The sequence below is a fragment of the Campylobacter sp. CNRCH_2016_3089 genome (genome assembly GCF_025772505.1).
GTDB classification, from domain to species: Bacteria; Campylobacterota; Campylobacteria; order Campylobacterales; family Campylobacteraceae; genus Campylobacter_D; species Campylobacter_D lari_D.
The window spans coordinates 1-19,625 of sequence record NZ_JAKMSF010000011.1 but is presented as its reverse complement, the minus strand read 5'-3'; the positions used below and the strand labels follow the sequence as shown (position 1 = coordinate 19,625).

The 19,625-nt window shown below is 28.9% G+C and carries 21 protein-coding genes; 12 read left to right on the top strand and 9 right to left on the bottom strand.

Annotated features, from left to right (window positions below; genetic code table 11):
• Positions 1-8: 8 nt before the first annotated feature.
• Complete coding sequence (gene gatC, locus L8W69_RS07615; protein ID WP_133319862.1) at positions 9-296, bottom strand: Asp-tRNA(Asn)/Glu-tRNA(Gln) amidotransferase subunit GatC; 288 nt, start codon at positions 294-296, stop codon at positions 9-11.
• A gap of 146 nt (positions 297-442) precedes the next feature.
• Between gatC and L8W69_RS07610 the strand changes: the two genes are divergently transcribed.
• The 6 genes from L8W69_RS07610 (at position 443) to pyk (ending at position 5,845) form a co-directional block, all read left to right on the top strand.
• Complete coding sequence (locus tag L8W69_RS07610) at positions 443-988, top strand: hypothetical protein (RefSeq protein ID WP_133319861.1); 546 nt, start codon at positions 443-445, stop codon at positions 986-988.
• On the top strand, positions 985-1,980 hold the full coding sequence (locus L8W69_RS07605; RefSeq protein WP_263666820.1) for a hypothetical protein: 996 nt from the start codon (positions 985-987) through the stop codon (positions 1,978-1,980). The genes L8W69_RS07610 and L8W69_RS07605 overlap by 4 nt, the downstream gene beginning before the upstream one ends.
• A 1-nt stretch (position 1,981) precedes the next feature.
• Positions 1,982-2,314 (top strand): hypothetical protein, encoded by a 333-nt coding sequence (locus L8W69_RS07600; RefSeq protein ID WP_263659799.1) that lies wholly within the window; start codon positions 1,982-1,984, stop codon positions 2,312-2,314.
• Complete coding sequence (locus L8W69_RS07595; RefSeq protein WP_133319858.1) at positions 2,301-2,924, top strand: type III pantothenate kinase; 624 nt, start codon at positions 2,301-2,303, stop codon at positions 2,922-2,924. Before L8W69_RS07600 ends, L8W69_RS07595 begins: the two co-directional genes overlap by 14 nt.
• Before the next feature lie 110 nt (positions 2,925-3,034).
• Complete coding sequence (locus L8W69_RS07590; protein ID WP_263666819.1) at positions 3,035-4,381, top strand: FAD-dependent oxidoreductase; 1,347 nt, start codon at positions 3,035-3,037, stop codon at positions 4,379-4,381.
• 12 nt (positions 4,382-4,393) lie between these two features.
• A complete protein-coding gene (gene pyk / locus L8W69_RS07585) occupies positions 4,394-5,845 on the top strand; it encodes a pyruvate kinase (protein WP_263666818.1) in 1,452 nt (483 codons plus the stop codon).
• 7 nt (positions 5,846-5,852) lie between these two features.
• On the opposite strand, the gene gmhA is transcribed toward pyk, so the two are convergent.
• From gmhA to L8W69_RS07565, 4 genes are read right to left on the bottom strand one after another with little or no spacing between them, the layout of a single operon-like run.
• Positions 5,853-6,413, bottom strand: a complete 561-nt coding sequence (gene gmhA, locus L8W69_RS07580) for a D-sedoheptulose 7-phosphate isomerase (protein WP_263665890.1) — start codon at positions 6,411-6,413, stop codon at positions 5,853-5,855.
• Positions 6,403-7,776 (bottom strand): D-glycero-beta-D-manno-heptose-7-phosphate kinase, encoded by a 1,374-nt coding sequence (gene rfaE1 / locus L8W69_RS07575; protein WP_263666817.1) that lies wholly within the window; start codon positions 7,774-7,776, stop codon positions 6,403-6,405. The genes gmhA and rfaE1 overlap by 11 nt, the downstream gene beginning before the upstream one ends.
• On the bottom strand, positions 7,769-8,722 hold the full coding sequence (gene rfaD, locus L8W69_RS07570) for an ADP-glyceromanno-heptose 6-epimerase (RefSeq protein ID WP_263666816.1): 954 nt from the start codon (positions 8,720-8,722) through the stop codon (positions 7,769-7,771). Before rfaD ends, rfaE1 begins: the two co-directional genes overlap by 8 nt.
• Entirely contained in the window at positions 8,719-9,333 is a 615-nt protein-coding gene (locus tag L8W69_RS07565) for a D-glycero-alpha-D-manno-heptose-1,7-bisphosphate 7-phosphatase (protein ID WP_412175475.1), read from the bottom strand. The genes rfaD and L8W69_RS07565 overlap by 4 nt, the downstream gene beginning before the upstream one ends.
• Before the next feature lie 30 nt (positions 9,334-9,363).
• On the opposite strand from L8W69_RS07565, the gene L8W69_RS07560 reads away from it, so the two are divergent.
• Entirely contained in the window at positions 9,364-9,669 is a 306-nt protein-coding gene (locus L8W69_RS07560; protein ID WP_133319851.1) for a c-type cytochrome, read from the top strand.
• An 11-nt stretch (positions 9,670-9,680) separates the two neighbouring features.
• Here the strand turns inward: L8W69_RS07560 and ccoS are convergent, their stop codons facing one another.
• A complete protein-coding gene (ccoS, locus tag L8W69_RS07555) occupies positions 9,681-9,896 on the bottom strand; it encodes a cbb3-type cytochrome oxidase assembly protein CcoS (protein ID WP_263666814.1) in 216 nt (71 codons plus the stop codon).
• Positions 9,893-12,238, bottom strand: a complete 2,346-nt coding sequence (locus L8W69_RS07550) for a heavy metal translocating P-type ATPase (RefSeq protein ID WP_263666813.1) — start codon at positions 12,236-12,238, stop codon at positions 9,893-9,895. The genes ccoS and L8W69_RS07550 overlap by 4 nt, the downstream gene beginning before the upstream one ends.
• A gap of 181 nt (positions 12,239-12,419) precedes the next feature.
• On the opposite strand from L8W69_RS07550, the gene rho reads away from it, so the two are divergent.
• Both rho and L8W69_RS07540 read left to right on the top strand, forming a co-directional pair.
• Positions 12,420-13,724, top strand: a complete 1,305-nt coding sequence (rho, locus tag L8W69_RS07545; RefSeq protein WP_039617780.1) for a transcription termination factor Rho — start codon at positions 12,420-12,422, stop codon at positions 13,722-13,724.
• Between the two features lie 2 nt (positions 13,725-13,726).
• The gene (locus L8W69_RS07540; RefSeq protein ID WP_263666812.1) at positions 13,727-15,262 is read left to right on the top strand and encodes a DNA polymerase III subunit gamma/tau; all 1,536 of its coding nucleotides are present in this window, start codon (positions 13,727-13,729) and stop codon (positions 15,260-15,262) included.
• On the opposite strand, the gene L8W69_RS07535 is transcribed toward L8W69_RS07540, so the two are convergent.
• Positions 15,259-17,352: a TonB-dependent receptor domain-containing protein gene (locus L8W69_RS07535; protein WP_263666811.1), complete on the bottom strand. Its 2,094-nt coding sequence runs from the start codon at positions 17,350-17,352 to the stop codon at positions 15,259-15,261. The two genes, L8W69_RS07540 and L8W69_RS07535, sit on opposite strands and share 4 nt — an antisense overlap.
• Positions 17,353-17,510: 158 nt before the next feature.
• On the opposite strand from L8W69_RS07535, the gene exbB reads away from it, so the two are divergent.
• Genes exbB through L8W69_RS07520 form a run of 3 tightly spaced genes read left to right on the top strand, consistent with a single transcriptional unit; the run spans position 17,511 to position 18,974 of the window.
• Complete coding sequence (exbB, locus tag L8W69_RS07530) at positions 17,511-17,942, top strand: TonB-system energizer ExbB (protein WP_263666810.1); 432 nt, start codon at positions 17,511-17,513, stop codon at positions 17,940-17,942.
• A complete protein-coding gene (exbD, locus tag L8W69_RS07525) occupies positions 17,935-18,324 on the top strand; it encodes a TonB system transport protein ExbD (RefSeq protein WP_263666809.1) in 390 nt (129 codons plus the stop codon). The genes exbB and exbD overlap by 8 nt, the downstream gene beginning before the upstream one ends.
• Positions 18,321-18,974 (top strand): energy transducer TonB, encoded by a 654-nt coding sequence (locus L8W69_RS07520; RefSeq protein ID WP_263666808.1) that lies wholly within the window; start codon positions 18,321-18,323, stop codon positions 18,972-18,974. Before exbD ends, L8W69_RS07520 begins: the two co-directional genes overlap by 4 nt.
• A 10-nt stretch (positions 18,975-18,984) precedes the next feature.
• On the opposite strand, the gene L8W69_RS07515 is transcribed toward L8W69_RS07520, so the two are convergent.
• Complete coding sequence (locus L8W69_RS07515; protein ID WP_220567152.1) at positions 18,985-19,437, bottom strand: DUF411 domain-containing protein; 453 nt, start codon at positions 19,435-19,437, stop codon at positions 18,985-18,987.
• Between the last annotated feature and the right edge of the window lie 188 nt (positions 19,438-19,625).

The following is a 19,625-nucleotide window of genomic DNA, read 5'->3' as shown; positions in this document are numbered from 1 at the left end:
CAAATATTTTATTCAATTATTTTAGGGACTATAAAAAATCCATCTTGAGAATTTGGAGCATGCTTGCTTATCGTATCTATCACATCAGATTTTTTACTCTCATCATTTCTCAATAAGGTTCCACCATTTGTTGTGCTAGTCATGGCTTCTATATCATCAAGTTTTAATTCATCTAATTTTTCCACAAAATTAACAATTTGGCTTAATTGCTCTTCTAGTTCTTGTCTTTTTTCATCTGCTATTTTTAGAGCACTTAGCTTTTCAAGTTTAGTTAATAATTTATCATCAATTTGCATCATTTACCTTAATTTTAATTTTATAAAACTCTTTGGTTTAGATTGAAAATTATAACATAAAATAATTTATTTTTTCATTTTTATATGTTACAATTATAGACTTTAAAATTACAAAATAACATTTTTTATATTAATAAAGGAAAAATATGGCTTTAAAAGAAAATTTGAAAGCAGTAAAAGAAGAATTAAGCTCTCAAGAGCAAATGATGGAAAATTTTATCAAATCAGAACGCTTTATAAGAAAATACAAATATTATTTTATTGCTCTTATTGCTCTTTTAGTTCTTTATTTTAGTGGAAGTTATATTTATAATATAAAACAAGAAAAAAATATCCAAGAAAGTAATATCATTTTTAATAATCTGTTAAAAAATCCTTCAGATCAAAAATTAATTGAGGAATTAAAGCAAAAAAATGCAAATTTATACACCATATATATTATGGGTCAAAATAATCAAGATCTTAATCAAACCTTGAGTCTTAATATAGATCCTTTGTTAAAACAAATAGTACTTGCCCAAAATAATCAAAAATCAGATTTTCTAAAAGATTATAATACTCTATTAATAGGTTTTGAATTTTTAAAACAAAATGATTTTAAAAACGCAGATGTTGAATTTAATAAAATACCTATAAATTCTCCTTTATGGCAAATCATCACAAGCTTAAAACACTATCAAGGAATAAAATGAAGCATTTTTATTTATTTATTATTACTTTAATATTTTTTAGTGCTTGTGGCACTAAAAGGGAATACTATCAACCAACACAACTAGAACAACTTCCTTATAATTCTAAAAATATTAATGGAAAAATAGTTAATTTTAACAACAACATTGCTCAGTTAAACAATAATACTTTCATAGACAATAAAGGAAATATTACTGCTTTAAAAATAGATAAAAACTATAATATTTTAAATATCCGTCAAGAAGAAATTCTTATAGCTGATAATGATGGGAATTTTAAAATTTTAAATTTACAAGGTGAAGAATTATTTTCTCATAAATTTAACGAAAGTGTAGTAAGTGCTAATGTAGATGGGGATGATATAGCTTTGATTTTAGCAAGTAATACTTTAGTGTATGCTAATAAAAATCTTGGTATAAGAATGCTACAAAATTTAGGCACTGCTTATGCTCAAGATAGTCGCTATGCTAATCCTTATTTTTTAAATACCATTATCATATACCCTATGCTTAATGGAAAATTAGCCATACTTAACAAAAGTACACTAAAAGTTAGTAAAGAAATTTTAGTAAGTAGTGAAGAATTTTTTAATAATATCATCTATCTTCATGTTAAAAACGATACAATGGTTGCCGCAACAGCACAAAAAATCATCGTTGTAACACCAAATAGAACTTTATACTTAAACGAAAACATTAAAGAAGTAAATATTAACGATAAAGAAATTTTTATATTAACAAAAGATGGAAGAGTTATCAAAAATGATTATAATCTTAGAAAAATTAATGAAATAAAATTTCAATTTGCTTTATTTTCCAAAAGCACATTATATAATGATTCTTTGTATATATTTGAAAAAACTGGCTATTTAATTAAATTAAATACAAATCTGAAAGATTTTACCGTATATAAATTAAATGAAGCTATTGATAAAAAAAGTTTTATGGCTAATGGTAAATTTTTCTATCACAATAAAGTTTTACAATTAAATTAAGATGAATCAAGAACTTAGCGATATTCTTATTAAACATGGAATTATTTTAAAAAATATTAATTCTTTGGATATCCATGCTTTTAGCAAAAAGAAAAAACTAATTTGCTTTTATGGAGAAAATACAAAAAAACAATATTGTTTATTTTTATTTTCTTTTGCAAAAAGTAAGATTTTAAAAAAAGAGGGTTTAGAATTTGAAAATATTTTTCAAAATATAAGTCAAATTTTAAATTTAAAATTTAAAAATCATTTTATTTTTCATCAATCTCTAATTTGCTCAAAAGCAAAAGAATATTTATTCACCAAAGGAATTCAAAGTTATGCTTTTGTGTGATATTGGTAATACAACTGCAAGTTTTTTAAATGAGCAAAAATTTCATTCTATGAGCATAGAACAATTTTTACAGTATGAGCCGACACAAAAAGTGTTTTACATCAATGTTAATCCAAATTTAGAGCAAAGATTAAAGCAAAATCCTTTATTTATTAACCTTGCTCCATATTTTAATTTTGATACTATTTATAAGAATTTAGGAGTTGATAGAATAGCAGCTTGCTATACCATAGAAGATGGGGTAGTAGTTGATGCTGGCTCTGCAATAACTGTGGATATTGTTTCAAATTCAATCCATCTTGGAGGATTTATCCTGCCTGGTATTGAAAGCTACAAAAAATCTTTTGCTAGTATTTCTTCTCGCTTAAAACACGAACTTAACACTCAAATAAACTTTGATGCCTTTCCCCAAAGAACTATTGATGCCTTAAGTTATGGAGTTTTTAAAAGTATATATTTACTTATAAAAGATAGTGCATATGATAAAAAGTTATATTTTACAGGTGGCGATGGGCAATTTCTTGCAAATTTTTTTGATTATGCAATTTATGATAAATTTTTGATTTTTAGAGGTATGAAAAAAGCTGTTTGTGAAAATTTTATACTTTAAAAGATTAACCATATCTTTGGCTTTTCAATTATAAGCTTTATTTAAACTCAAAACAACTATATTTTGATATTATTAGCAAAATCAAACATACACAAAAGGAATTGATGATAATGGATCGAAAACACTTTGATGCCGTGGTGATTGGCGGTGGGATTTCTGGTGCTGCAGCATTTTACGAATTAGCAAGATATACTGATATTAAAAGTATTGCATTATTAGAAAAATACAATAACGCTGCAACATTAAATAGTCACAGCACAAGTAATTCACAAACCATCCACTGCGGTGATATAGAAACTAACTATACCTTGGAAAAAGCAAAAAAAGTTAAAAAAACAGCAGATATGATTGTAAAATATGGGCTCTTGCAAAAAGCACAAAATAAATTCATGTATTCACACCAAAAACTTGCACTTGCAGTTGGGGAAAAAGAATGTGAATATATGAAAAATAGATATGAAGAATTTAAAGAATTATATCCTTATATTAAATTTTACACAAAAAATGAAATCAAACAAATAGAACCAAATGTTGTTTTAGGTGAAGATGGTGTCAATGATAGGGCGGATAATATAGTAGCTATGGGTGTAGAAGAAGATGAAATTTATACCACAGTAGATTTTGGACTTATGAGTCAAAATCTCATAGAGCAAGCTTGCAAACAAGGTAAAGATACTCATGTTGCTTACAATCAAGAAGTTGTGTTTATAGAAAAAAAAGATGATATTTTTTATATAAAAACAAGAGATTTTAAAGAATATAGCGCGAAATCTATTATTGTCAATGCAGGCGCACACTCGTTATTTTTAGCACATAAAATGGGTATAGGTTTAGACAAATCTTGCTTTCCTGTTGCAGGAAGTTTTTACATGGCAAAAAGAAAAATTTTAAATGGTAAGGTTTATATGGTGCAAAATCCAAAACTCCCATTTGCTGCATTACATGGCGATCCTGATTTACTAGCTAACATGAACACCCGTTTTGGTCCTACTGCTTTAGTTATTCCTATGCTAGAAAGATACCATGGCTTTAAATCTTTACCTGAATTTTTTAAAACACTTAATCTTGATATGAATGTAATTAAAATTTGTTTTAATCTTTTTAAAGATTCTACTATTAGAAATTATATTCTTTATAATTATTTATTTGAAATTCCTTATATCAACAAAAAACTTTTTGTAAAAGATGCTAAAAAAATAGTTCCTAGTTTAAAAACAGATGATATTTACTATGCTAAAAATTTTGGAGGAGTGCGACCTCAAGTGCTTGATAAAAAAGCAGGAGAATTAATGCTTGGAGAGGCTAGCATCACTGAAATTCCGGGTATAATTTTTAATATGACACCAAGCCCAGGTGCTACGAGTTGTCTTGGTAATGGTTATAGAGATGCAAAACTTATTTGTCAATACTTGGGTGCTAATTTTAATGAAGATTTATTTACTAGCGAACTGCTATAAAAAGGATAGGAAATGTTAAAAAAAACAAAAATAGTCGCAACAATTGGGCCAGCAAGTGAAAATGAAACTACAATAAGACAAATGATTATTAATGGAGTGAATGTTTTTCGCTTAAATTTCTCACATGGAACTCATGAATATCATAGTCAAAATCTAGCCACCATTAGAAAAGTAGCAGCTGAACTTAATGCAAGGATTGGAATTTTACAAGATATTAGCGGGCCAAAAATTAGAACCTTAAAAATTCCAGAAGCTTTTGAGTTAAAAAGTGGAGATAGACTAGACTTCTACAAAGATACTTTTGAAGGCGAAAAACTTTCTAATGAACATTATAAAGTCTGTATTAATCATCCTGAAATTCTTTCTATGCTAAAAGTGGGAGAATACATCTATCTTTGTGATGGCTCTATTAAAACTAAAGTTATACAAGTTGAAAAAGATTTTATCCAAACCCAAGTAGAAAATAACGGGGTGCTTAGTTCAAATAAAGGAATTAATTTTCCAAATACAAAAATCAATATCGATGTTATAACTCAAAAAGATAAAGACGATCTTGCATGGGGCATTAAAAACGATGTTGATTTTTTAGCTATATCTTTTGTGCAAAATGCTCATGATATTGATGAAGTTAAAAAAATACTTGATGAAAATAATGCCAAAATTGCTATTTTTGCAAAAATAGAAAAATTTGATGCTGTTGAAAATATCGATGAAATTATAAATAGCAGCGATGGTATAATGGTAGCAAGAGGAGATTTAGGCATTGAAGTGCCTTATTATAGAGTGCCAAATATACAAAAACTCATCATTAAAAAAGCTAATGAAGCCAATAAACCTGTAATCACTGCCACTCAAATGCTTTTTTCGCTTGCAAAATCCAAAACTGCCACAAGAGCTGAAATTTCAGATGTTGCTAATGCTGTACTTGATGGCACTGATGCGGTTATGCTTAGCGAAGAAAGTGCGGTGGGGATTGATCCGGCAAATGCAGTTGATATTATGACTCAAACTATCATTGAAACAGAAAAAAACTATCCTTATGAAAAATTTGAAAATTTTAAATGCTTTAACGAAACTGATATCATTGCCAAATCAAGCACACAATTAGCTACTGATTTAAATGCAAATGCAATTTTTACCATTACAAGCAGTGGTGCTTCTGCGGTTAAAACAGCAAGGTATCGTCCAAAAATGGATATCATAGCTATTACTCATTCTAAAAAAGCTTTAAATTTTTTAAGTATAGTCTGGGGAGTTCAACCTGCTATATTGATAGAAAAGCATGAAAATTTAACAGAACTTTTAAGCAATTCTGTAAAACTTGGAGTTGAAAAAGGCCTTATGAAAAAAGATGGGGTTTACACTCTTACTGCAGGATTTCCAGTAGGTGTTGCAGGAAGTACAAATTTAATTAGAATTTTACAAAAAGATCAAATTGAATATTATTTAAGTTTGGGAAAATAACCCAAACTTAATATTCTTCTTCTATTAGATCACACAAGCAGTGTATGATTAAAATATGCATTTCTTGAATTCTGGCCGTATCATCACTTGGGACGACTATATTATGCTCACATAATGCATTCATCGCTCCACCACCTTTTCCACTAAGCCCTATACATTTAGTGCCAATTTCTTTGGCCTTTTCAAAAGCTTTGATCACATTTGGGCTTTTTCCACTAGTAGAAATTCCAATCAATACATCATTATTGCTAGCTAAAGCTTCAACTTGTCTTGAAAAAACAAATTCAAAACCATAGTCATTTCCTATAGCACTTAAAGCAGAAGTATCAGTGCTTAGAGCAATAGCAGCTAAAGCCTTTCTTTCTTTTTTATATCTTCCACTAAGTTCAGCTGCAAAATGTTGGCTATCTGCAGCACTTCCACCATTTCCACAAATTAAAATTTTCCCACCACTTTTCAAGCACACTTTTAATTCTTGAGCAACCGTAGCAATTTGCTCTTTTAAATTCAAACTTTGCTCTAGAGTTTTTTGATGTTGAATAAATTCCTTTTCAATTTTATTTATCATTTGCAATCCTATTAATTATATTAGTAGTACTAAATCCATCTTCAAAGTCAATTAATTCTACTTTTTTTACTAAATTTGAACCCACTACTTCCTTGCCTTTATAATCAGCTCCTTTAACTAGCACATCAGGCTTTAAAAACTCTATCAGTTCATAAGGAGTATCATCATTAAAAATCACTACATAATCTACAAAATACATACTCGCAAGCATACATGCGCGTTGGAATTCTAAATTTATAGGTCTTGAGTTTCCTTTTAGTCTTTTTACGCTTTCATCTGAATTTAAACCTACAACTAAGATATCTCCTAGTTTTTTAGCTTTTTCAAGGTATTTTATATGACCATAATGCATAATATCAAAACATCCATTGGTAAAAACTACTTTTTGATTTTGTATCAACTTCACAAGCTCTTCTTTGCTTTTAATTTTATCTTCAAAAGAAGCTTTTTTTAGATTTTTAATCTCTTCTAAACTTACACTCACACTTCCTACTTTTGCTACCACAACAGCTGCTGCATCATTTGCTAACTCACATGCTTTTACGATATCAACTTTTAAGGCTAAAGCATAAGCAAGCATAGCTATAACACTATCTCCAGCTCCTGTTACATCATAAACTTCCAAAGCTTTTGCGGGAATAATATGTAATTTCTCATCAAAAAGTGCTATTCCTTCTTCAGATAAAGTTATAATAGAATAAGCTAAATTTAAATCATCTTTTAATTTTTTCAAAGCTTTTTCTAAATTATCAATTTTTTCTACACCCAAAGCTTGAATAGCTTCTTTTTTATTTGGAGTTAGCAAGGTTGCATTTTGATATTTGCTAAAATCACTTCCTTTTGGATCAATCAAAATAGGTAAATTTAAAGTATTTGCATGCTCTATCAAAGCTTTTGTTACTTTTGAAGTTAAAACTCCTTTAGCATAATCACTCAAAATAATTGCATCATAATCTTTTGCGATTGTTTTATACTCTTGGATAATTTCATCTTCTAATTTAGTATCAAAATCATTCTCATCATCAAGTCTTAAAACTTGCTGAGAATGTGATAAAACTCTACTCTTAAGAGGGGTTTTTCTATCTTTTTCTACTAATAATTTTGCATTTAAATTCTCTTTTAAAAACCTCCCACTCTCATCATCACCCACAAGTCCTAGAGCAAAAACCTCAGCACCAAGACTTTTTAAATTTGCATATACATTACCAGCTCCACCTAGTCTTTTATCTTCTTTTTGTGATTTCATCACCATTACAGGAGCTTCTGGAGAAATTCTAGTGCAATCACACCATATATAATGATCCACCATAAAATCCCCGACAACTAAAATTTTTGGCTTTTTAGAACTTAAAAAATCAAACATTTACTTCCTTTTCATAAAGCCTTTTGATCTCATCTAAATAATCTTTTACACCCTCTTCAAGACTAAATTTAGCTTTATATGAAAAACTCTCATCTAATTTTGCTTGAGTATGGAATTGATAAGCATTTTTGTAAGGATTAGGAATATACTCACAAGGATAATTAGTGTTTAATTCTTTTTGCAAAATATCTACTATATCTTGAAAAGTTCTTGCTTTACCTGTAGCTACATTATAAATTCCACTTTTTGCTTCTAAAGCTTGTAAATTTGCACTTACAACATCTTTAATATACACAAAATCACGATAAATTTGATCACTTCCTTCAAACAAACGCGGACTTTTACCCGCTAAAATTTGATGTCCAAATTGCAAAATCATAGAAGCAGTGCTATTTTTAAAAAATTCTCCCTTGCCATATACATTAAAATATCTAAGCCCAACTATATGCATTTTATCAAAATATTTTTTTGCTAATTTATCCATCATTAATTTTGAAAATGCATAAGGGTTTTTAGGGGCTTCACTTAAATTTACAGTTTGCGGGCTTGGAGCATCTCCATAAACTGAGGCTGAACTTGCATAGATTAATTTTGCATTAAGTTCCAAAGCAAGTTCTATAAAATCTTTAAAAGTGTTTAAATTGGTCTTTAAAACTTTGTTTTGATCATAAACAGTTGTATCTGAAATTGCGGCCTTATGAAAGATCACATCAGGTTTAAAAGCTTTTATAACTTTTAAAGTTTTTTCATCATTAATATCGCCCACATAAAGCTCACCTTCAAAATCTAAAATATTCTTAAAATGACCAAAACTTTCTAAATTTCCATTTTCAAAAGTAGCACTTGATCGCATTTTATCCACAATCAAAACCTCATGTTTATCCTGAAGTTCTAGAGCAAGAGCAGAGCCTATAAAACCTGCTCCACCTGTTATCACAATTTTCATTTCCTATCCTTTAAATAATACAAAAGTTCTTTTAAATTTTTAAAGACCTTATAGTTTTTATTATCATTATAATTTTCATTAATCAAAAATAGATTTTTTATACCAGCATTGATTCCAGCTTGCATATCACTTAAATTATCCCCTATAAAAAAAGATTGTGAAAAATCTATATAAAATTCTTTTTGTGCTTTTAAAAGCATGCCAGGTTTTGGCTTACGACATTCACAATTTTCTAAATGTGGGCAGTGATAAATTTTTTCTATTTTAATGCCTTTTTTCAAAAACTCACCTAGCATATACGAGCTTAAAATTTCAAAATCTTTTTCACTATAATAAGCCCTTGCAATACCTGATTGATTAGTAGCTACAAAAATTAAAAAATTTTGCTTTTGAAAAAATTCACAAAGTTCAAAAATACCATCACAAAATTCAAAATCACTAATCTTATGAACATATTTTTTATCTATATTAACAATCCCATCTCTATCTAAAAATAACGCCTTTGTTTTCATGAAAAAATTATAATGAATTTTTTTTAAGATTTTATAATTTATCAAGTAAAAAAGTTTTTTAAGCGACTTTAAATAAAAAAAGCATATAATTAAAAACATTTTATTTTCAATTTATATAGGAGTGATACAATGAAAAAGCTACTTGTTTTATCAGCTTTGGCATGTCTTAGTGTTTCAGCTTTTGCTGCGGATGGTGCTACACTTTATAAAAAATGTGCAGTATGTCATGGTGCTAAAGCAGATAAAGTTTATCTTAATAAAGTTCCTGCTTTAAATACTTTAACTGCAGCTGAAAGATTACAATACATGAAAGATTATGCAGCAGGTAAAAGAAATGCTTATGGCCAAGGTGCAATCATGAAGATTAACCTTAAAGGTTTAACAGAAGCAGATTTTAAAGCAATTGAAGAATACATCGAGAGCTTAAAAAAATAATTTGACAGCCTTTATGGCTGTTTTTCTTGATTTTTCTTTTCCAAAGCTTCTTTTTTTCTTTTTTCCAAAATCACTGCATCGTTTAAAGCTTCTTCGCTATCATTTAAAATAGTAAATTTATAATCATCGTCAAATTGCTTATTTTTGATCCCCCAAAGTAAAGCACAAATTGCCAAAAATAAAGCAACCATAGAAACACCTATCATCATTATTAAAACACCATTCATTTTTTAATCCTTAAAGCATTTAAAATCACTATTATACTACTAAAAGACATTGACAAAGCTGCAATTAAAGGATTAATCAAACCAAAAAAAGCTAAAGGCATGCTCAAGGCATTATAAAATAAAGAAAAAGCTAAATTTTGTTTAATAATTTGATAAGTTTTTTTAGCTATTTGTATAGCCTTTTGCAAGCTTTTTAAGTCGTTTTTTAACAATATAATATCACTATTTTCCATAGCAAGCTCAGAACCTTCTTTTAAAGAAACCCCAACACCTGCATAAGAAAGTGCTAAAGCATCATTTACCCCATCTCCTACCATTAAAACCTTACCTGTTTGATTTAAGTTAGCTATTATTTGCATTTTATCTTCTGGCATACATGAAGCTTTGAAATGATTTATTTTTAATTTTTCAGCTACCTTACTCACAGCAGATAAATTATCACCACTTAACATATAAATTTGCATTTTGCATTCTTTCATAAATTCGATCAACTCTTCAGAGCTTTCTCTCATACTATCTTCTAATTCAAAAACTGCTAATATAGTTTTATTTTTAGCAAATATAAAATGCGTAGTTTGAAATTCTTGTACTTGCATATGATTTTCTTTGAAAAATTTCTCATTTCCTCCCAAAAATTCATCTTTACCCAAAAAGGCTTTATAACCTCTTGCTTGAAAATTTTGAACTTTTTCAAATTCTATTCTGCTATCAATTTTTTCATCTAAAAATTTCAAAATGCTTTTAGCCACTGGGTGGTTAGTCAGGTGTAAGAAATTTAATAACTCATTTTTATCTAACCTCTCATCCAAAAAGCTTTTTTTAACTTCTAAACTAGCCTTTGTTAAAACCCCTGTTTTATCAAATACAGCCACATTACACTTACTCAAATCCTCCACAACACCTGCTTCTTTGAATAAAATTTTTTCTTTCAAACCAGCACTAATTGCTACTAAAGAACTCACCGGAGTAGCCAAAGCCAAAGCGCATGGACAAGCTATGATTAGCACAGAAACCATGCGTATCATAGCCTCTTCAAAACCCAAATTTAGTACAAAAAAAGTAAAAGCAAAGCAAAGCAAAGCACAAGTTAAGATAATAGGTGAAAAATACTTACTTACTTGCTGTACCATTTTTTCTATTTTGGCTTTTTTTGAACTAGAGTTTTCAAGTAAATTAATAATCCTAGCTAATTTAGAATCCTTATAAAGTGTGTTTGCTTTATATAAAGCATTCCCGCTTAAAACCAAAGAAGCAGAATAAATCATATCATCTTTTTGCACATCAAGTGGTAAGCTCTCTCCGCTTAAACTAGACATATCTAAACTAATATTACCACTAATACACACTCCATCTATTAAAACCCTATCACCTTCTTTTAACTCTATAATATCTCCTATTTGCACCTCTTCTACATCAATATTTTCTATTTTTTCATTTTTTAATACCCTTACTTCATTACCTAAAAATGATCTCAAATGATCGAGCGTATCAAGGGCTTTTTTCTTACTTAAAAGCTCTAAATACTTTCCTATAAAAACAAAACAAATAATCATCGCCACAGAGTCAAAATATACCTGTGAAGCTCTTGAAAACATTGCCCACACTGAATATATATAAGCTAAACTTGCTCCACTAATTACCAAAGTGTCCATATTAACACTTTTAAATTTCAAAGCATAATAGGCATTTTTATAAAAAATCGAGCCTGTGTAAAAAAGTACAGGAGTACAAAGTAAAAATTCAGCAAAATGTAAAATATCTTTAATATCAGCTTCCATACCACTAAAAAACCCAGCATATTTAGCTACAGATATCCACATAATATTCATTACGCAAGCTATAGCAACTATTAATTTCGCATAAAAATCTCTTTTGGTTTGAGTTGCTCTTTGTTCATTTTTTGTAGGTAAATACACACTAGCCTTATAGCCTATACTTTCTATATTTTGGATAATTTTTACTAGATTAATACTTTTTTCATCAAAAACAATTCTAGCTTTATGGGTAATAGAATTAATATCAACCTCTATCACTCCTTCGCTTTTAATGAGAATTTTTTCATTAAGCCAAACACAGGCTGCACAATGAATTTCTTCTATTAGCAAAAAAACCTCACTAAAACCTTCTTTTGTTTTTTGTATGTATTTTTCATAGTCTTTAATACTATATTCTATTGTTACTGGGGTTAAAGTTTGATTACCAAGTTTTTCATAAAATTCCTCCAAATTATTCTCTTGTAAAATTTCATATACACTTTCACAGCCTTTACAACAAAAATAATTTCCATTTTTTTCTATCATTTGTTCTTGTTTAAAGCTTAATTGGCAATGCTTACATCTCATTTTATACTTTCTTTATAAGTTTTTACAATATTTTATCATTTTTTCAAACTTTCAATTTTAAAAATTATTTACAAAGCTATATTATAATTTCCAAAATTTGACAAAAAAGTATTTTTTTTAATAAAATCTTTTTTGAATAAACTAAAACAAAAACTACATTTTCTACATTTTATGAGGATATATGGAAAATACAAAAGAAAAGAAACAACACCAAAGAACACACATTCCTGTTGAAGGTTATAAAATAGAAGATTTAAAGTTGCTTGATTTAGAAAGCTTAGTAAAAATAGCAAATGAAGCAGAAATAGAAAATCCAAGAGAATTTAGAAGACAAGATCTTATTTTTGAAATTCTAAAAGCACAAACCAAAAAAGGTGGCTTTATACTCTTTACAGGAATTTTAGAAATTTCGCCTGAAGGTTATGGATTCTTGCGTGGAATGGACTCAAATTTAAGCGATAGTGTAAATGATGCTTATGTATCAAACTCACAAATTCGCAAATTTGCTCTGCGTGTAGGAGATATAGTTACTGGTCAAGTTAGAGAGCCAAAAGATCAAGAAAAATACTATGCTTTATTAAAAATTGAAGCAATCAACTATCTTCCATTAAAAGAAGCTAGAGAAAGACCTTTATTTGACAATCTTACTCCAATTTTTCCAACTGAAAAAATCAAATTAGAATATGATCCTTTAAAATTAACAGGCAGAATGCTTGATTTATTTGCCCCTATAGGAAAAGGTCAAAGAAGCTTAATAGTAGCACCTCCAAGAACTGGTAAAACTGAGTTAATGAAAGAACTAGCTACCGCTATTGCTAAAAATCATCCGGAGGCTCATTTGATTGTACTTTTAGTAGATGAGCGCCCTGAAGAAGTTACAGATATGCAAAGATGTGTTAAAGGCGAGGTTTTTAGCTCTACTTTTGACTTACCCGCTTATAATCATGTTAGAGTGGCTGAGCTTGTTATAGAAAAAGCAAAAAGGATGGTAGAAACAGGTAAAGATGTTATTATATTACTTGATTCTATTACAAGATTAGCAAGAGCTTATAACACTGCTACACCAAGCAGTGGTAAAGTTTTAAGTGGTGGGGTTGATGCAAATGCCTTGCATAAGCCAAAACGCTTTTTTGGTGCAGCTAGAAATATAGAGCATGGTGGCTCATTAACCATTATAGCAACTGCTTTGATAGAAACAGGCTCAAGAATGGATGAAGTGATTTTTGAAGAATTTAAAGGAACAGGAAATAGCGAAATCGTTCTTGATAGAAATATTTCAGACAGAAGAATTTACCCTGCAATTAACATCATAAAATCAGGCACTAGAAAAGAAGAATTACTCCAAGGTGTTGAAAAACTTCAAAAAATTTGGGCGATTAGATCAGCTATTTCACAAATGGATGATATAGAAGCTTTAAAATTCTTATACTCTAAAATGCTAAAAACCAAAAGCAATGAAGAGTTGTTATCCATCATGAATGAGTAGTAATGCTCCAAGCTCTTGCTGTTAAATACAGACCAAAAAATTTCAATGAGCTTGTAGGACAAAATACTGTTTCTACAAGCTTAAAATATGCTCTTGAAAATAACCGCTTAGCACATGCTTATTTATTTTCAGGATTACGCGGAAGTGGAAAAACTTCAAGTGCAAGAATTTTTTCAAGAGCCCTAGTATGCGAAAAAGGACCAAGTGCTAACCCTTGTGGAGAATGTTCTCAATGTTTATCTTCACTCAGTGGCTCTAATATAGACATTATAGAAATGGATGCTGCAAGCCATAGAAGCTTAGAAGACATTCAAGAGCTTATCGAGCAAGTTAAGTACGCTCCATCTTTAGCTAGGTTTAAAATTTTTATTATCGATGAAGTGCATATGCTTACCCCACAAGCAGCAAATGCCTTGCTTAAAACCTTGGAAGAACCACCAAGCTATGTAAAATTTATACTAGCAACAACTGACCCTTTAAAACTTCCTGCTACGGTTCTTTCAAGAACGCAGCATTTTAGATTTAAGCAAATTTCTATCCACGATATCTTAAATCATCTTGAGTGGATTTTAGAAAAAGAAAATATCAATTATGAAAAAGAAGCTTTAAAACTCATAGCAAGAAGTGGAAACGGATCTTTAAGAGATACTCTAACTTTATTAGATCAAGCCATAGTATATTGTCAAAATCATATACAAACACAAAAAATTACTGCGATGCTAGGCTTTTTAGATCCATCTAAAATTGAAGAATTTTATCAAGCCATTTTAGCTAGCGATAAAGATAAAGTTCTTGAGTTTTTAAAAGAATTTGAAGATTACGAGGCAAGCAATGTCATCGATGAGATGATATTTTTTTTAAAAGAAGCATTTTTTGCTAAAAACAATCTTTTTTCTATGTTAATTTACGAAAGATTTTTTAGAATTCTTTCGCGTGCTAAGACTATGTTAAATTCTAGCGATGATGATAGTTTTGTACTTTGTGTTATGGCTTTCATGCTTATAGAAGCAACTTATCTAAAAAGTATTGATGAGGCTATTTACAGTAAAAGCCCAAAACAAGATAACACACCAAGCCCAAAACAACAAGAAATTCTTTCTACACAAACAATTAAAGAAGAAAAACTTAATCCTTATGAAAGTTTGTTAAAAGCTATTTACAAAAGAGATTATGATTTAGCTGAAGTTTTCAAAAAAACCACGCAGTTTATTTCCTTTGAAGATGATATTTTAAGTATTAGCTCACATGCTAAAGATGGTGATAGAAAAACCCTAAACAATGGCTTTAAATTAATCAAAGTCTTGCTTCATGAGCTTTTTGGAGAAAAAACACAAATTAAAATTCAAAAAATAGAAACTATAGATACCCAAAAATTACAAGATATATTCAAAACTCCTATAAAACAAGAAATAAAAAGTACTCCGAATTTAAATGAACATTTTGAAAATTTTAAAAAAGATGCTAAAAAATACGATCCTAAAGACGAAACCAAAGAAGCTCTCAATAAGCTCTTTGGCTCCCCAACTATACAAAATTAAAAACTGCCGTTGATTGAAATATAAATTCTTCTTCCTTCTTCTATGCGATTATAAGTATTTACCCAAGTATCTTCACCTTTGTTTTTATAAGACTCCCAATCATTTGTAAAACTTTTATCAAAAAGATTATAAATTGCCGCATTAATATTCCATTTTTTATTAATATCATAACGCACACCCATAGAAGCTAAAAAGACATCTTGATAATACTCTCTATTAATATTTGTATCACCCATATAACGATCTATTTGCCATTCGCCTTTTATCCATGGAGTGAATTTACTAAAGATATTATAACTTGCTTTTAGCATGATATTGTGTTTTAGACTATCAATTTCTGGTTTTCCTATCATGGTTTTATCTTGCGCATCTTTAATTTCACTATCAAGATAAGTATAAGCTAGATCTAAATTTAAATGCTCTATAGGAGTAATCCCAGCTCCAAGTTCTATGCCTCTATACTCAACCTTGCCATGATTAATCGCCTGATAGCATGTATCAGCTTCACATTTTCCAATACCCAAAATCATACTTTCTTTACTAAATTTTTGACTAGAAATTTTATCTTTAAAATTTGTCAAAAACCCAGTAGCTGAAATATAAAATAAGTCATTATTATAAACAGCAGCTAATTCATAATTAAGCGATGTTTCTTCTTTTAAATTCGGATTTCCATACATAGGATATTTACCTTGTCCACTATAATTATAAGCACCAGCTATCAATCTATTAGCATATGGAGTTCTAAAGCCCGTTGAAACACCACCTTTTAAAGTAAGCTCACTAGTAGGATTATAAACCAAATAAGCCCTTGGTGAAATATTATTTCCAAAAATTTCATGATAATTATATCTTGCACCAAAAGTAAATCTTAAATCATCTCTTATACTATACTCATCTTCTGCAAAAAGAGCTAATAAATACTGATCAAAATTCGTAGGATTAGCGATTTTATCTTGCATTTTTTCAAGTCTATATTCACCACCCACGCTTAAAATATGACTTTGACCTAAAGGAATAACTGATCTTGTATCTACGATAATATCTTCAGCAACTATATCTCTATTTTGCCCTAAAAATGACTGATTTGCCTGGCCAACCACCTCACGCCCATCGTTACTTACACGGTTATACTGCAAGGTAGAAGTAATCGAAAAATCTTCATACACACCCTCATGACTTAAATAAGTTGCCAACTTATCCACTTGCATAGTGTCTGTATAACCACCTGTTAAAGAGCCATCATTTTTATCTGTTGGTTTTGTTAATGTGCCTAGTTGGCCTTTTTTATTATCATAGTGATTTCTTGAAAAATCAATATCAAATATCAAGGTATTATAATCATCTACTAAGTAATTTAACCTAGTTCCTAAACTAAAATTATTAGCTTTTGTAGGACTTTGAGCCTGATCACCTTGCACTCTTTGTCCACTTCCATTACTAAATTCAACATTAGATTGTTCCCTATAAAACTCTCTAAAACGTAAGGTTAATCCTAGACGATCATTCATCAATGGGCCACTTGAATATATACTTGTGCCATAAGTATTGCCCCATTCTTTATGTGCATTAAAAATACTATCTAAACTAACTGATGTTTCCCATTTATCGCTTACTTTTTTTGTGATGATATTTACAACACCACCTAAAGCTTCAGAACCATATAAAGTACTCATTGGTCCTTTTATCACTTCTATTCTTTCTATGCTAGAAATTGGAGGTAAAAATGAATTTGAAATCTCATTAAAACCATTAGGTCCTACTTCTCCACCTATCCCTTGACGGCGCCCATCGATTAAAATTAAAGTGTATCCGGTAATACCTCTCATGGTGATATTATAAGATCCAGTTTTTCCCTTACTAGCAAATAAATCTATACCAGGAATATCAGCAATAGCTTCAGCAACATCTCTATAAGGCTTACTCTCTAAATCTTTTTTACCAATCACATTTATAGTAGCAGGAGCTTCTTTAATATCTTGAGAAAATCCCGAAGCACTCACTATAGAGCTATCTAATAAAACCTCTTGTGATAAGGCATTACAGACCAAAAGACTAGCAACACAAACTGACAAGCAATAATTTTTCATTATTTCCTTTCTTAAATAAACAAAATTTTCAAAGTTGGAATATTATGATAATAATTATTAATTTAAAATAAATTTATTATATCAATTATGATAATTGTTATTAATAAATAATTTAATTTTCAGTAATATAATCACAAAAATTTTTAAAGCGAGGATGTATGGAATTTTTAAAAACTTATATTGACTTAATTATATTTATTGTTTTAGGGTTAATGGCATTTATTGCTATATGGTGCACTATAGAACGCATCTTATTTTTTAGAAAAATTAAACTAAATGATTATCAATGCCAAGAAAAATTTGATGATGCAATTAGTGAAAATATCACTATGCTTTATATTATTTATACTAACGCTCCTTATGTAGGACTTTTAGGAACTGTAGTAGGGATTATGATTACATTTTACGACATGGGAGCAAGTGGAAATATTGATATAAAATCTATTGTTATTGGCTTATCGCTGGCTTTAAAGGCTACTGCTTTGGGAATTTTAGTTGCCATCCCTTCTTTGATGGCTTATAATGGGTTGCTTAGAAAAATATCAACTTTGAGTAATGCATATCGTATTTTTAAGGATAAAAATGCTTAAATTGCCAAAAAATGAAGGTTTAAATATTATTCCTTTTATAGATATAATGCTTGTTTTACTAGCCATTGTTTTAAGTATATCCACTTTTATCGCACATGGTGAAATCAAAATCAATCTACCTCAAAGTGAAAATTCAAATTCCATAAGTGAAAATAAAGACAAAATAAGCATCTTAATCGATAAAGAAAATGAATTTTATATCGATGGAAAAACAGTTTCGATAGAAGAAATAAAAGAAAATTTTGACACTATAAATTCTAAAACCTTAGTAGAGTTAAAAAGCGATAAAGAAGCAAAATTTGAAAGCTTTGTAAAAATTATTGATATTTTAAAAAATAAAAATCATGAAAATTTTCAAATTTTAACAGAGCAAAAAAGATGAAGACTTTTATAAGTAATCATAAAAATCAATCATTTTTCATTACTTTATTTATCTTTTTACCTTTACTTTTTGTTTTTCTTTATACTAAGAATTTTTTATATATACAACATAACACTGCAAAGGAAGAAAAATTTAATATAGCTATAAAACAATTTTTACAAGATTCTCCTAAAGTAAAAAACGAACAATCTAAACAAGAAAAAATAAAAAAAATAGAACAAGTAAAAGAAAAACCTATCGTTCAACCTAAAAAAATAAATACTTCAACCGATACTAAAGCAACAAATCGATTAAAAGAGGAAATAAAATCTCAAAAAATAACATCTCAAGAAAAAAACATCCTGATAAATTCTCAAGAAAGTATATCTTTAACTAATAACAATGAACTTTTAAAAGAAGTTAAGCAAGCTATAGATAAAGCTTTAATTTATCCTAGGCAAGCTAGAAAAATGCGGATGAGTGGTGAAATTTTAGTAGAATTCACATGGACTAAGGATAAAAACTTATTAAACTTAAAAATATTAAAACCATCAAAATATAAACTATTAAATGATAGTGCCTTAGAAACTATACGCATAGCATCTAAGAATTTTCCACAATATGAAAAAACTTTTCATATAAGAATACCTTTAATATACAAAATAAACTAAGCAATTTTACTTAGTTTGTCTTGATTAAATTATGTCCTTTATAGATCCCATAAATTTTATAATCTCCATTTTTAAGCATCAAAACTACAGGATATTCTTCTTCATAACCTTGTTCCATTCCAGGACTTCCTTGAGGCATACCAGGAGCAGAAATACCTATAACATCCTCAGGTTTATTTTCCAAAAGCCAAGCAACTGCATCTTCAGGAACATGCCCTTCTATAGCATAGTCATCAATCACGCCAGTATGACAGCTTTGATACATAGGCTGAATATTCATTTTTTCTTTTATTTTTAAAAAATCTTCACTTTTGTGTATTTGTACTTTATAGCCTTTATCTTTCATATAATTAGCCCAAAGATCGCAACATCCACAAGTGGGACTTTCGTAAATATTTAATATTTTTTCATTAGCCAATAAGCTTGTAAAACCAAGCGTTAAAGTTAAAAATAATTTTTTCATATATCCTCCAAAAATAAAAAAGATACAATACATTACAAAAATTAATATTTTATATCAAAAACCAAAAATATCAACTATGGCTAATTAAAAATATTAAATTAAAGTATTACTACTAAATAAAATTTCTAAATAGCTTTTCTGATTTTCTACCACTTAATAAATACTAAAACCTTCTTTTTATTTTGTAA